Here is a 14,924-nt window from a genome sequence, read left to right on the forward strand (position 1 = left end):
TACTCTATTTCTCCCTGCCATGTTGATCGACCTCCGTGTTATTTACTTAACTATAACACTAAAGTATCATACGACATCTATCCTAACAGAGGGGGGTTACCTTAATGCAGAGAAACATTTAGAATATCACCTAGTATAGTCCAATTAATCGTTCGTTTACCATCCAAGAAGGGAAAAGATGCTAATTTTTTCTATTGAAATTTAGCACTTAAATTAACTTATGTGTATCATTTTTTATCTGGATCAATATCTGAGCTTCAAAGATAACTCCTCCAAGCTATAACCTTCTACCAATACCATTTCCATTTATTTTCAATTTTTTCGCGAACAGACAGCCCCTGAAATATTCATCAATTAAATAAAAATTTAAAATAATCTTAAGGTTATGGTTTAACGATCATTCAATTAACACACTGCTAGTAGTTCTGAGTAACGCGATTAGTAACAAATTTATTATCTTCACAGGCTTTCAATAAATCTTTCCAAAATATTGATGGATACCTAGTGAAAGGGTTCCCATTTCGGGATATATATTGATTTGACATCAATAGATAGCACACTCTCCTTGCTCTAGTAATACAAACAAAGAATAGTCTTCGGTCTTCATTTACCTTTTCTTGAATACTCTCTATACGGTAATCAGGAAATACTCCCTTCTCCATTCCAATCATAATTACCACTTCATATTCGAGTCCCTTTGAACTATGCCTAGTAGATAAAGAAACTTGTCCATCAGGTCTTCCTAATCTAGCAAACTGATTAAGATTATAAGTTTCAAATTCACCTTCGATTGCCTTTTTCTTTAATTTAGTTAAGTAGTCAAGTTCTTCTTTAGAGTCTTCTATGGTAGACATTATCTTCTCTAAATTTAATTTTTTAATCAAGTGTATTAGCCAATTAGTAAAAGAGTTTTTATGCTCGATGCTTTGTTTTATAATAGTATAAAGCTTTTTTATTTCTACTTGTTTTATCCTATTGGGCAATAAACCACCTTTTCTTTGTAGCAATTTTATCCAGTAAGATGATATTGCTTCAAATAACCCAGAGTCATTCTCTGTTAACCAATATGCACAATCCTTAATCCAAAGTACTAAATCACTCTTAGCAAATTCAAATTTAGAAACATGATAAGGAATTGAAGAATAATTCATTTCTTGTATAAGTCCATTAAGTACATATTTATCCTTAACAAGAACACATATTTCGTCTAAAGGAATATCTTCATTTAAACAATCTGGGATAATAGTTTCGGTAACATATTTATATTGATCATCAAGTCCTTGTTTGCAACTAATGAAATGAAATTCTGCTTTTTCATCTGTACGATTTCCTGCTTTATATTCTCTATCGTCAATATCTAAAGCTACAGTTGAAGCATCAATAATGTCCTGATTACTTCTATAGTTTGTCTTGAGTTCAATTGGTAGTAAACCAAAATTCTCATATAGTTCAAAAAAATAATCAGGATGGGCACCATTAAAACCATAAATTGATTGGTCAGGGTCACCTACTGCAAAGATCTTTATATTAGTAAATTTAAGAAATGCGAGTATCAATTCATGTAGGGGCTTTCCAAAATCCTGATATTCATCAACAAGTATCCAGGGGAACTTGCTCTCTAAACATTTTCTTACATACTCCTCTTTTCTTATAAGGGTAAGAGAATATTTAATTATTTCAATAAAGTCAGATTTATGTAACTCTTTTAGCCTTTTTTCATATACACTAGCAATATCTCGCACCAGTTCATTTGAATTAACAAAAACGTTGCTGTGACCAATAATGGAGTGACTTCTCTCAGTATCCATTTCTTCTATTCTTACATCATATTCACCTATGCCTTTTTCGATTAAAATATCATTAAATAGTTTTTTCTTTTCTGTTTGCGAAATGATATCTAGAAAGATGGTTTCTGGACCCCTATAATATTTTGAATATGGGATAATTACTTGAGATATGCAGAAAGAATGAACTGTCCCTAAATAAACATTTTCTCTCTTTTGATAGCCCATATTATGAAGTCTCTTTGAAAACTCCTTAGAAGAATCTTTGCTATAAGTAATACAAGCCAACCCTCTGGGCTCATTGATATTTTCTGTTAAAAGTTTCATAATCTTAAGCGTAATCACTGTTGTTTTTCCGCTTCCAGGTCCAGCCTTAACAACTGTTGACTGATTTGTCTTATATGCTAAAAGCTGTTCTGCGTCCTTTTGAATTAAAGCAAGCTTTTCTTTGTATATATCCATTAAATTTCATCCACTTTAGAGTATATTTTATTAATTGCATTAGCTATATAACTTGGAATCATATCCTCAGTAGCAAATATGGATAACTGTTGAGCAAACCTTCCTTTTCCAATTTGTGAATGGCTTCCTTCAATTTTATTTAAACAAGAATGGTAATTACCAATTTCAAAATCTTTCTTAAAGTTAGATCTCTGCTTCTCTCCACCGAATGTTAGCTCATTAAAAATATTTATGAAAATGTTTTCTGCAGTATTTGATGGATTATAACTTTCCATCATATCAATCTCCATTGTGTGGACTCCAATAAAGAAGCCTATTCCCTCAAAGAATTCATCCTGCTGTGCATATTCTATTGGAATTGCGCACCTTTCAACAAGTTTTAAACTCCTTACTAATTTACTTATCCTATCGTTTCCATCGTATCCATACTTATCGTGTTCATCCTCACAAGCAATACCAAACTTCTTTGCAACACCATCTTCGCCTTCTATCAAGATATAATAATCGCCGTCTGTTATTACAACATATGGGATACCAAGGGAAGCTAAAAATTTCACATATGGCTCAAAGTTTGTTGAGTTAACATTGCAACAAATAATTCCTTTTTTATCCAAACCTTTACCTAACTCCTCCGCAAACCTTGGAATTAGATATTCTTCAGCAACCCCCTCAACTAGAATAACGCCTCTACCAAAATAAATTTCACCTCTCTTAATATCTAAATATCTCTCTAAATCCATTCTGTCTCTTGGTTCTAACTTTAAATTTGCAGTGGTATTAACATGAGTCCCAGATTTAGTTGGTCTGAGATGAACAATAGATTCAATTGGGGCAACAGATGTTATATGAGGTGAATGGGTAGTCATAATAATTGATGTATTCTTTTTCATAACATCTTTATAAATAACTCTTTGTAAAGCAGGATGAAGATGAGATTCTGGTTCTTCAATTGCCAGTATAGTAAACCCATCGCTTGAGGAATGGAAGGTATCCATAAATCCATATAGTTGTTCCAAAGTTTCATCCGATATTTCATTTTTCAATATATAGTTGTTTTTAGAGTTTAAATCGTAACTATCCCTTAAAACCTCACTACCTTCCTCACTTAACAACAATGTAAATACATCATTTTTTAATACTGAAGGTATGGTTTTATCCTCTAAATAGTATAAAACTAATGTGATGTATAGAATGTTATTTATACCCAAACTGGTCTCACTGGTATGTCTACGATTTTCGCCAACTAATAGTTTCAAGGTATTTAGAATCCTATTTGGGTCAATTTCAACTGTTTCTAAAGATACCTTTGAATCTACCTGCTTTCCGATTATATCCGAGAATCTAGAAGATATGTTATTTGTTAAATCTACTAACTCGTCTATAGAAAGGACTTCATCACTTTTCTCTTTTAAAGAATTAGCTATTTCTTCAAGCTCTTCTTTACGTATGTCATATTGTTTAATTAATTTTGATATAGGTGATTTTCTTGAATTCTTAAGTTCGGACTCAACATCTCTTATTGCATCAATCACGCTCATGTTTAGGAACCGACGATGGTAATGATTGAATGGTTTATCTTCATTTTCACCTTGAAAAATAATGTATTGATAATCAATATTTCCATCATCCCTGACCTTTGGAAAATATCGATAAGTTAAACGTAATGTGGGAGGACTAAAATTAACTGATGCACCATCGAGGACAGAAAGTATAGTCTTGTTGTGTTCAAAGCCCCTTAGTTCAATAGAAATTTCTATTACTTCATTATTTTTCATTGGTTCTTCTATTCCTTCATGGAAGTCACTATCTAATAAGAAGCGGTCTTCGTCATTTAAAGTAGGATCTAGTATTAATCTTAATGCTCTTATGAAATTTGTTTTTCCAACATTATTTTCTCCTATTATTATTTGCTTATGATTTAACTGAGCATCTACATCCTTAAAGTTACGAAAATTCTTCATCCTAATTCTCGATATGTAAGGTGATTTAGGTATTTTCAAAATATCCCCTCCGAATGTACTAGTTGAATTAACTTAACTAGTATTATTTATCAGGATTATTTTACTAAACATTTCGACTTATGTATTATATTGTAAACTTAATAAATATAGCATGATAGTTTGATTTTTATTCTTTTTCTTCAAAAAACTCACTTAATCATCAAAATATATTCTTTTGAGCATATTAAATTTGTAATAACTGATCTTTGTTTTCAATCACAATAATTGAAGAGAATAATTACCGGGTTAAAAAAATTCAAATAATAGTAATCAATGCGACGAATGGGCATATGTGAGGTTTCCTAATATGAACTAAAAATTGAAAATTTCGCTAATTATTAAAAAGCCTTTTAACGGCATAATCTATTAAATTATTATGGTTATTTATTTTATTTGACCACGTTCTTTATTTCCTTATTTTTCTAAAATATACTTATACATATTTATTATCTTTACTTATTCTTTTTTCTTAATTTTTATTTTTTATTAATTCATGCTTATAAGCACCATCTAAGATACGAAGAAAAACCACCTAAACGAAAAGGCGGCCACCATAAATTTTAATTCATATTAAAAATCGTCTAAGTATCTTTTTTTTTTGAAAACGGCGCAATATTTCATTAGGGAAGAGGATATAATGGTTGTTTATTTTAAACCTGATATAGAATCCTTACTGTTTATTTATCTCTACTCAAGACCGTTCAATCAAAGCGGAAATAATTTCTTTTAAGTTTCCGCTCCATTTTCACCAAATCCCTGTAAGAAACCTCATCACCAAGCTGGTCGGTTTCAATTAGAAGAAGTTGATCTTCAATTTCAATTGTTATCGCTTCTTCGGTATACACGATACCGCAGTTGTTGCAGAGGATCTGAGGGGTTTCGGAAATTTTAATAGCTTTTGAACCATCAGGAAGTTCCCATAATACGTTCCCATTGCTTCTATATGCTTGCAGGTCTTCGCACCACTGGCATTTAAATCTATTATTCATGGCTGGAATCCGCCTTTTCCATTTTTCTGAGCTGAGCCCGATATTTTTTCTCTTTCAGTTCATCTCTCTTCTCACGGAAGTCTTTAAGTGATTTGTGTTCCGGATTTGACACATACGTTTCACGCCGATTCAATCTTTGTAATCCTTCCGGAACAAGGGAAGATTTCGATTCATTCAAAAGACCATGGATGCCGATATCTGATTTATCGCCTTTCATATGGTAAATTGAATTGAAGTAGTCATCCGCTCTCCCAGCAATATAATTTTCAGGCTCTGGATAAGTCGTAATAACCCCTTCAAAATTGCGAAGCACCACTTTTTCTGCACTTTGTGAAATCATATAATTCGGCTGCAGTGCAATCTTCCCACCTCCACCAGGAGCATCACAAACAAAGGTTGGCACAGCATAGCCCGAAGTATGCCCCCGCAGCCCTTCAATTATCTCTAGTCCCTTTGAAACCGGTGCTCGAAAGTGTCCAATCCCTTCAGACAAGTCACATTGATAGATATAATATGGTCTAACACGAATTTTGACAAGATCGTGCATTAGTTTCTTCATAATCGGCACACTGTCATTTATTCCTGCCAGGATTACTGCCTGATTTCCGACCGGAACACCTGCATCAACAAGCATTTCGCAGGCTTTTTTGCTTTCTTCTGTAATTTCTATACTGGTATTAAAGTGAGTGTTTACCCAGACTGGATGATATTTCTTTAAAATATTACAAAGATTTTCTGTGATACGTTGAGGAAAAACAACAGGTGCCCTCGTTCCAATTCTGATGATTTCCACATGAGGGATGTCCCTTAGATTTTTAAGTATATATTCTAGAATATTATCGTTGATTAATAGTCCGTCACCTCCTGATAACAATACATCCCTTACTTTGGGACTCTCACGAATATATTGAATGGCGGCATCCAGTTGCTTTTTAGGCACCCCCATCCCGATTTGTCCAGAAAACCGCCTTCTTGTACAGTATCGACAATACATCGAACATTGGTTGGTGACTAAGAATAGTACTCGGTCAGGATAACGATGAGTCAGGCCGGGTACTGGTGAATCTTCGTCTTCTTGAAGAGGATCTTCAAGATCATACTTGGTCTTGTGAATTTCCTGTCCTATTGGTACAGATTGCATTCGGATGGGACAGCGCGGATCGCCTTCATTCATCAACCAGGCATAATAAGGTGTAATATTTAGAGGGATGGTTTTAGTTGAAATTCTGATCCCCTCTTCTTCTTCTGGTGTCAGATTCACTACTTTCTTCAAGTCATCTAGTGTCCTGATTGTATTGGTGAGCTGCCACAACCAATCGTTCCATTGATCATCTGTAACATCTTTCCACAGCTTGATTTCCTTCCAGTCCCGATTCGGTTTATAAAGATGCATCTTCACAACCTCCACCAACCTTTCCAAAAATTCGCTTTAACATTCGTATGTGCGTAGAGTAGCCTAAGAATACTGAATGCCCTCAAGGCTTCTCCTTATAATCGGCTTATAGTTTTTCCAGATTTTACAATTATTCATTTTGTTAAAATTGATGCAATTTTCAAGCTTAACTGCTTCCATAACGATATATAGACAAAGATTTTTCCCTTTTTAAAATCGCTAATTCTATATTCTTCGTCATGTAGCGGTACAAAGTAGAGAGTACATACTTCTCTGTAAACTATTCCGATAATTGTTTTCCCTGGCAACAAACCATTCAACGTTAAGATAAATAATTCAAGTTGCTGAACTTGTGAAAAATTATTTGTTACTTCATTCACTTTTTAATAATTTGATCATGAATAAAGTAAGCGCTACCCCCCTCACCTATTGCCGCCAACAATAATTCGGCTTGCTTTCAGAATATTTTCTCGTGTTTGTGATTCCTAATCAGGCTTGGGCTTAAGTTAACAAACACTTCTTCTAACATTACCTATTTTCAACCGCTTGCTGCAGAGATCCTGATTTGGTTTATATGACAGTAAGAAGTGGGTGATCTGTTCATGAGATTGCTTGGTCATAGCATCCTTTTTAAGAAACATATGAAACAGTTAGACGATATATGAAATATTTAACTTTATTAAGACGTTTAGTTCATTCTTACCACCTCAAATCTAACACAGGCATTAAAAGAACAACCTACTAATCCGTAAGTTGTTCGCTAAAATTATTCCACCTCAATAAACTACAGATTTACTTTAATTATAATCTTCTCAAAGAGAAGGCAACTCTCACCAGAATATCTCCTTTGTGTATTTGAATACAACAACTGAAATGCTTTCGCCATAAGAACTATATTAGGTTCATTTCTATTTATACGGGTGCAGGGCGGCTTTTTAAAGTTTTCTTCATTTGATATTTCTTTCACCTTTATCACCGCTTTCAGTTTCTTAGGAAGTATAATTAACTTACACCTAACTTATTTCATTCTTAGGTTCTTTAGTATAGATTTTTGAAGTTGCTCTTGATCTTCCTTATTCTCTATTTGGTCTTCCTCCTTTTCTAATTCTTGTAACCATTCCTCCAATAGCTGAATTCTCCTTTTTTTCAATAACTCATTTTCTTCATTGCTTTTAGACAAATAAAAAACCTCCTTTAAAAGGAGGTTCTACATTTTTGACTTATCAAATAGGGTTGCACTTTAAAAAGTGCAATACAAGCTCCTGAATTCCATAGGTAAACAAATTGGGGAATTGTTTTTAAGGTTAATTATAAAAGTGAAATTTTTTTGAGTTTTAATTACGGTGTCCATGTACCCAAAGGTAAAATGATATTTCTGAAATAGTTCTATTAAAGGAACAATCTCACTCATTGTACAATTCGGATTAAATACCTCAATAATTAACCCGCCCTTAATCCGTTCTATCCGTAGGAATAAGGGATTAGGAACATCTTGATTAATTATTATTCCTCTTACATCATGTGTTGATTCTGCGAGAGAAAAACCCTCTAATTCACTTTTCAACCAAACAAGGCTCTTTTTAGAATCATATAAGTAACTAAAGTGCTGGACTGTCCAAGAAAGTTCGGGGAATTCTTCTTCTAACCACGAAAAAGGAACCCTCGATAATATTGCAAGAAAAGCAACAACCTCTTTTGAAACTTTTGAGTGTCTCGTAATATCTCGTATTTTAGGTTTGTGTTTTTTCCTTACTTTCTCTTTGTGTTTTCCCAGATATCTTCTGATTGTATCGTGAGAGATACCATAAAGAGAATAAAGTTGTTGTTGAGAAAATCCTATTATTTCATCTTCCATGAGTATTAAACGCCTAGAATACAAAGAAAACCTTAGCAGGTAGTCTGAGTAAAATCCCATATCCATTTTTAAAAAAATTAATTCGGGCCACTGAAGGATGACCCTTCCTAGTGAGTCCTTACGTGTTCTAATATACTCTTCTTCGTCCACCAACCCTCCGAGATAATCTTTAAGACTAATGCTGATGTACTTAAATTTGTTAAATATATATTCTGGAATCTGTTGTTGCACTTATATCACCAGAACAAATATAACTTAACAAAATTCATACATCACCGTTCCACTTTTAAAAGTGCATTCTATTATCGGCTAAAGTTTCTGCTATATGATTGTTCGTGTGTTGGAAAAATGGCTTAGATTTATGAGCGGAGTAATAATTAAAGGTTTTATTTAAAAATCCTGAATGAATTAATTGAATAAGTTTCATTGCTTCCAACACCTCCTTTTCTAAAAATTCAATCACAAAAACTTTAGCGCGATAAAGAAAAGTTCGTATTAAAAAAATAATACGAATAAATTTCCTTAAAGTGGAAAATATATTAACAGTACTTTATTGAGCATTCTTTAAATGGACAGACCATTCAGAATTCTTATAACTCAATAAAGCAGCCATCCTACATGGTTATCTTCTCTTCAATTATAACATTTTACCGTAATGAAGTGTCGGAAAATTCTATACAAATGGAGTGTTATGCTATGAGTATTCCTGCTAAGAACAATATAAACTTTCCAGAAAATTCAAAGGGGAAAGTTTCTTTATCAGAAATCCAACTTTTATTGAATGAGTTTAAAGGCATGAAGAACTTTCAGAAAACTATGGATTTTGATCCTAATGACTATGTGGACCAATTGTTTACATTTTTAAATGAGAATTTAATAAAGGGTCGTTCCCTTATGAAGAAAAATAGAAGTGAACCACTAACTCCATGGATAGAATCTTTAGACGATATCCTCCATTCTTTTAATAATTTTTTGGATTTTGAAAAGGGATATGCACCAAGTACCAGAAAAAACACTATTCGAAATTTAAAAAGATTTAAGGAGTTTTTGGCTGAAGCAGCTGATAAAGATGGATCGATTGGAGAGGACATTTCAATTTTCAGTTTAAAAGACGTTCTCAACTATGAGAATTACCTTATCAAGAGGCTAAACGACGGGGACATACAGAAATGCACTGTCTATAAGTATTTATACGTTGTGGAACTTTTTGTCGAGTTTTTAAAATTAAATTTCCACTATAATGTTCCCCCATCTCTAAAAGGCCACGGGACGAGAACCAATGCCTATGCCACTACTCAAGACATAATAAAATTAATAGAAGCAGCAGAACAATATAGCAGCTTTAAATTAAGAGATATAAGTATTTTACTTTTGATTATGGAATTAGGTTGCAGGCCAATTGAGATAACTGGGCTTTCAATGAATGACATAAGGCTTAGTGAGTGCCTAATTACCCTCTACTCTGTTAAATCTGGGCAAAGAACATTGAAAATAAGCAAAGATTTAACTAAGCTCATTCAACAATACATTGATTCAAGAAAAAAGTTCAAACCTCAACATGAGAGCTTGTTTATTAATATATTCGGTGAACCTTTATCACGGAATGGGATTTCAAGTATGATTTTAGGGTTCAATAAAAAGGCTTTTGGAGTCGCTAAAATTAACGCTAAGTGTTTGCGCCACACCTATGCTACTAATGCTCTTGATAATTTAAATGATTTCGATGAAGTTTCCAAAACAATGGGGCATTTACACTGGGTATCAACAGAGTACTATGTTCATAAGAGTGTGAAGAGGTTACTAAAGAATTCTTTGCCATTTAATCCGTTAGATCAACTTTCTTAAGGAGATGAAAATGATGGATCATATCCAATTAAATCCTAATATGGATCCAGAAACAATTTGTAAACAGTATGGAATTGAATTGAAAGACTTTTTAAATCTTTTACAAGGTTACAGGAGGTTGGATTCCTCAAAAAATGCCAGTGAAATCATAGAGGAATTCAAAGGGAAGATAAAAAAAGACCTAGAAAATGAAAAAAAATCAGAAACCACTTATACCTATTATACCTATTTTCTAAATAGATTTAAAACTTTCCTAACCAATAAAACTTCTAATTTCTGTCTACTGGATGTAAACGAAGAGTTAATGGATGAATTTTTTAATACTGCTACAAACAAAGAAAAAATTTCACCTGGAACTAAGAACACCTACCAGGCAATCGTTAACTCTTTAATTGAGTATGCCTATACTAACAGATATATTTCTGAGGATATCCGTTATCGATTCGAGACACTTAAATATGAGACGCTACCTCGATATATTCCTACAAGTATCATCAAGGAAATGCTAAGTTATTCCTTAAAAACATCTTCTCCATTTTTTAATTACACAGTAATTTACTTTTTAATAGGGACAGGTTGCAGAATAAGCGAGTTAGTTAATATAAGAATTGAGGACTTTAAAGTTGAGGAAAATGTAATCTTCATAAGAAAAGCTAAGGGAAATAAGCAAAGATATATTCCTATGTACCCAGAGGTTAAAAACGTTATTATTAAATTCTTATCAAGAACTGGAGTAAGGGAGATAAAAAGTAATGATAGTAGACATGTATTTTCCAAAAGAATTTATGATAACAGAAGACCAGTGCTGATAAGGACAATTCAAAAAATGGTTGAAACTATGTTATTAGCTTTAGGAATTGAAGAAGATTATTGTGTTCATTCTTTTAGACATTCGTTTGCAGTACAATCAATCAAACAAGGAATGCGAATAGAGATTCTTCAGCAAGTTTTAGGACACACAAATATTGAAACCACAAGAATTTACACCAAGTTGTTTCCTCAAGATTTGCAAGAAGAAGTTATAGGGAAATATCCATTTCCTTTCGAAAAATTATTAAGTCACATGATTGGATTTGAGGGATTGGATGAGTAACTTTTTATTAAAAATTGATGAGTATAACAAAGTCATAAACTTAGCTGACTCGACCAAAAAAACGTACACCAAAGCTTTATATTCATTTAGTGAATTTTTAGCAAAAAAATTAAGTTGTAGTATAGAAGAAGTTGACCTAAGAAAAATACATGTAATAAGGATGAAAAGTGGTGATATCTTTACTCCAATAAATTCTTCTCTATTAGATGAATTTCTACATGAAAATGTAGAAAAGGGCAACTTAGCAATATTATGTAGTGCATTAAAAAGTTTCTTTAAATATCTTTATAAAAATGAAAATTTCCCTGATATAGTCAGCAATATGAAATTTGATATGAAAAAATATAAGAAAGAGAAAAAACCCACACGAATCTTAAGCAGACATGAAATCTTAAGACTCTTTCATAATATAGTTTCACATAGCGAAAATCTAGTTAGGGACGTATTACTCTTTAGCCTTTTATTTTCAACAGGAATGAGGATTTCTGAACTTCTGAATATAAAAATTAAAGATATAGATTTTGAATCTGAGATGATTTCACTAACGAAAACAAAAACAAGGGCCGCTAGGATAGTTTCTCTTAGAAATGGATTTGGCATAGTTATAAAGCATTATATTTCTGTTAACAATCTATCTGAAACGGACTATCTTTTTACAGAAGGTGGAGATAAATTCACCCCTGGTAAAGTAAGAAGCATGTTGAAAAAGTATCTTGAAGCTGCAAAATTACCATTTGTTAAAGTTCATAGTATTCGCCACTCTTTTGCAACCCATATGCTGGATGCAGGCAGCAATGTATTTATGATACAACAATTACTTGGACATGAATACATCTCATCTACCAAAATTTATATAGACCCTAATTACACAAGGAACAAGAATATTGTTATTAATGAGCAAAAAGTGGTTTACAGGGCTTTAAGTACGAAAATTGGAGCGTTATTGAAAGAATAGAATTAAAAAGATTACAATTGTAAAGTACCACTACAAAAAACAAAGCCCCTCTAGAAGTATGTCTCATAGAGAGGCTTTAATTAATACAGTGAAATTATAACTTCAACAATTAATTCATTTACAAAAAATTCATCTAGATGATTAATGATCTTTATTACAATTGCACGAATAGTCTTTATTACATTTGATCCAACCACAAATTTGACAAATTTCATCAACTAACTCACTAAGTGGCTTATGACATTTCCAACAATGTGCGCCTCTTTCCGCTTTCCAAGATTGTTTTAAAAACACATTCTCATCTTCAGATTCATAATCTCTGTTTCTATATTCACCAATGTATTCAAATTCCACGAATCTCTTCTCTTCTTGACTATCATCAAGCAGGTTTAACTGCTGCAAACTTGAAAAATTATTTATTCTTACTTTCCCATAAGTATAAGCATCTTTGTATATAAACACATCTCCTCGTTTCATTCTCTCCACCTCTTATTTCTGTATTAGTTGTAAAGATATTAGTAATGTCCTTGGTACATGAATTAATCTAGTGTTAGTAATCTTTTATCACTTTCAATTGCATTATCCATTTTTACCTTTATGTTTCTTACATACTCTTCATCTTTAGATTCAGCTACAAGCATTGTCTTCCCGTTAGGTCTTTCTACCCACAGTTGGAAAGTCCCGTGGTTTTCATAAAGGTTAAATGATGTAATTTGATGGGTTTCACTTCCAATATTTATCCAGAACATGATATTACCTCCATTTAATATTTTAAAGTGGACATGTTCCACAAGCTCATATAATTTGTAAAAGTCCATTGATATATATTTTCATATCCTTCTAAAGAACTTAGAAAAAAAACCTTTTTTCTTTTTTTCTTGACTTGTCAATATTTTTTCTTCTAGCTCCCTGACTTTTTTCTCTAAAACGAAAAGCTATTTTGTTCATAACTTTTTTTTGTTAATATTTCCTGCTTATCTAACTTGTTCAACAAAGTTTGATAATGATTTTCTTGTATTCTAATTTGTTTTAATAAAGACATTTTTATTTCATCATTGGATTGCATTATTTCTTTTAAAATATCATTCCCATTATTTAAAGTTTCATTGTGGGCATTTAAACCTTTTTGAACTAATTCATCATTAAAAGATCGTTCTTGTAAGATCTGATCTTCATTATCTACCTCATATGAAGTATCAGATGTTTCTAATATGTAGTTCCCATTATACTCCAAGTTGATAGCTCTTTCGATTGTCCTAGCCCCATAAGTAGTATCTCCCCGACGCTCATCCCACTTTTTTCGGTATAATGCAGACTCCCTAAACAGCGTGTCTATCGTCATAAAGTCATATTCTGCATAGTTAGCTAAAAATCGACATAATGCAAAATCTGCTCGGGAATGGTCTTCGTTGTAGTTACTCATATCTCCTGCCCATAATGATAGTATTTGTTGAGAATAAGGACCTTTAAACATTTCTTCCTTTATTGCTTCTACTTCCAACATAGCAATAGTTAATTCGGGTGGATTCATTAGTCTTCCTTCTCTCCTATCACTCTGCTTATTTTTAAAATAGGTTTGGTAAAGATGCATAATTAATGGCTGATCATCTACGATAGAAGCTGGAAAAATGGTATTTCCAGTTACAGTTACCCAACCGGTATTTCCGAATACTTCTACTTTATAGCCTTCACTAGTATGACCAACCCTCCCCATATCCAAGGGCTTGGTCCCTTTACACCAAATATGATATCCTTTCCCACTTGGACTTAATTCTGTATATCTAGATCTGCTTAAGTCCTGTAGCTCTTTTGGTATGTTGTTAGTACTTTCACTATTATCTAAATCAATACAAATTAAATCAGTGCTCGCCAGAACAAACCCTACGCCAGAAAACTTTCCTGTTTGGAAAGCTCTTTGTACTGCTGCAAAGCTATATAAATTCGTAGGGTTGTTCCAACCATAAAAAATTTCTCCTTCTAATGTTACTGGCTCTTTGGTGACAATACCTGGTTTACCTTTTTCTGGTCTTGCTTGCCATAGTAACCATTGCCGGTGCTTCTTTAATTCAAAGGGTACCTTTTCGAAATCCGGAGCTGGTATTTTATCCCCTAATCTTAATGCCATTCTGCTACCCATCCTTTCTTTCCAGAATGAAACCTACCTCAAGTTAATTTTATTTTTCTAAACAAAGAATAACTTTTTATTAGAACAAGCCTTCAATTTCTCTAATACTTTAATATTTAATCCTTTTCAGAAAGAGTTACAGCTACTTTCCTCTACTCTTTACCTGTCTTCTTTTATATAACTCAATTTATCGAAATAAAAGTATATTTGTTCATTCTTTTCCTACCCAAATTATACTAGTAGTTATTGCCTTTTAATGAGACCCATTTCGCGTTCTTCGTGTTAATAAATAAAAAACCTTTTGATTCTTATTGAAATAACTATGTTCGTTCTAATTCTTATTTAGTAAGATATTCTACTACTATAGTTTTGTTACACTCTAATTATACCAAATTAAGGAATATTAGTTGTATGAAAAATTTC

General features: G+C 32.6%; 12 protein-coding genes. 3 read left to right on the forward strand and 9 right to left on the reverse strand.

The features are described 5' to 3' along the window. Positions 1 to 416: 416 nt before the first annotated feature. The 6 genes from DET59_RS17625 to DET59_RS17645 all read right to left on the reverse strand — a co-directional run bounded on the left by DET59_RS17625 (position 417) and on the right by DET59_RS17645 (position 8,714). Complete coding sequence (locus DET59_RS17625) at positions 417 to 2,246, reverse strand: UvrD-helicase domain-containing protein (protein ID WP_113970916.1); 1,830 nt, start codon at positions 2,244 to 2,246, stop codon at positions 417 to 419. After that, complete coding sequence (locus DET59_RS17630) at positions 2,246 to 4,246, reverse strand: ATP-dependent nuclease (RefSeq protein WP_113970917.1); 2,001 nt, start codon at positions 4,244 to 4,246, stop codon at positions 2,246 to 2,248. The genes DET59_RS17625 and DET59_RS17630 overlap by 1 nt, the downstream gene beginning before the upstream one ends. 701 nt (positions 4,247 to 4,947) lie before the next feature. After that, on the reverse strand, positions 4,948 to 5,235 hold the full coding sequence (locus DET59_RS17635; protein WP_113970918.1) for a YokU family protein: 288 nt from the start codon (positions 5,233 to 5,235) through the stop codon (positions 4,948 to 4,950). Next, entirely contained in the window at positions 5,228 to 6,628 is a 1,401-nt protein-coding gene (gene kamA / locus DET59_RS17640) for a lysine 2,3-aminomutase (protein ID WP_220154072.1), read from the reverse strand. The genes DET59_RS17635 and kamA overlap by 8 nt, the downstream gene beginning before the upstream one ends. A gap of 1,018 nt (positions 6,629 to 7,646) precedes the next feature. Next, positions 7,647 to 7,808, reverse strand: coding sequence for a hypothetical protein (locus DET59_RS21770; protein ID WP_181778217.1), 162 nt, complete (start codon positions 7,806 to 7,808; stop codon positions 7,647 to 7,649). A gap of 60 nt (positions 7,809 to 7,868) precedes the next feature. Beyond that, positions 7,869 to 8,714 (reverse strand): hypothetical protein, encoded by an 846-nt coding sequence (locus DET59_RS17645; RefSeq protein WP_113970920.1) that lies wholly within the window; start codon positions 8,712 to 8,714, stop codon positions 7,869 to 7,871. 465 nt (positions 8,715 to 9,179) lie between these two features. Here DET59_RS17645 and DET59_RS17650 point away from each other — a divergent pair, with 465 nt between their 5' ends. The 3 genes from DET59_RS17650 to DET59_RS17660 are packed head-to-tail and all read left to right on the forward strand — an operon-like array spanning position 9,180 to position 12,376. After that, the gene (locus DET59_RS17650; protein WP_181778218.1) at positions 9,180 to 10,328 is read left to right on the forward strand and encodes a tyrosine-type recombinase/integrase; all 1,149 of its coding nucleotides are present in this window, start codon (positions 9,180 to 9,182) and stop codon (positions 10,326 to 10,328) included. A 10-nt stretch (positions 10,329 to 10,338) separates the two neighbouring features. Continuing rightward, entirely contained in the window at positions 10,339 to 11,421 is a 1,083-nt protein-coding gene (locus DET59_RS17655) for a tyrosine-type recombinase/integrase (protein WP_181778219.1), read from the forward strand. Next, positions 11,414 to 12,376, forward strand: coding sequence for a tyrosine-type recombinase/integrase (locus tag DET59_RS17660; RefSeq protein ID WP_113970923.1), 963 nt, complete (start codon positions 11,414 to 11,416; stop codon positions 12,374 to 12,376). The genes DET59_RS17655 and DET59_RS17660 overlap by 8 nt, the downstream gene beginning before the upstream one ends. A 141-nt stretch (positions 12,377 to 12,517) precedes the next feature. On the opposite strand, the gene DET59_RS17665 is transcribed toward DET59_RS17660, so the two are convergent. The 3 genes from DET59_RS17665 to DET59_RS17675 form a co-directional block, all read right to left on the reverse strand. Then, positions 12,518 to 12,853 (reverse strand): hypothetical protein, encoded by a 336-nt coding sequence (locus DET59_RS17665; protein WP_113970924.1) that lies wholly within the window; start codon positions 12,851 to 12,853, stop codon positions 12,518 to 12,520. Between the two features lie 62 nt (positions 12,854 to 12,915). Then, positions 12,916 to 13,125 carry a hypothetical protein gene (locus tag DET59_RS17670; protein WP_113970925.1) on the reverse strand — a complete coding sequence of 70 codons (210 nt, stop codon included), beginning with the start codon at positions 13,123 to 13,125 and terminating at the stop codon, positions 12,916 to 12,918. Between the two features lie 173 nt (positions 13,126 to 13,298). After that, positions 13,299 to 14,501: a phage NrS-1 polymerase family protein gene (locus DET59_RS17675; protein ID WP_113970926.1), complete on the reverse strand. Its 1,203-nt coding sequence runs from the start codon at positions 14,499 to 14,501 to the stop codon at positions 13,299 to 13,301. Positions 14,502 to 14,924 lie beyond the last annotated feature (423 nt).

Origin of the sequence: Rossellomorea aquimaris, assembly GCF_003315075.1 — a bacterium.
GTDB classification, from domain to species: domain Bacteria; phylum Bacillota; class Bacilli; order Bacillales; family Bacillaceae_B; genus Rossellomorea; species Rossellomorea aquimaris_C.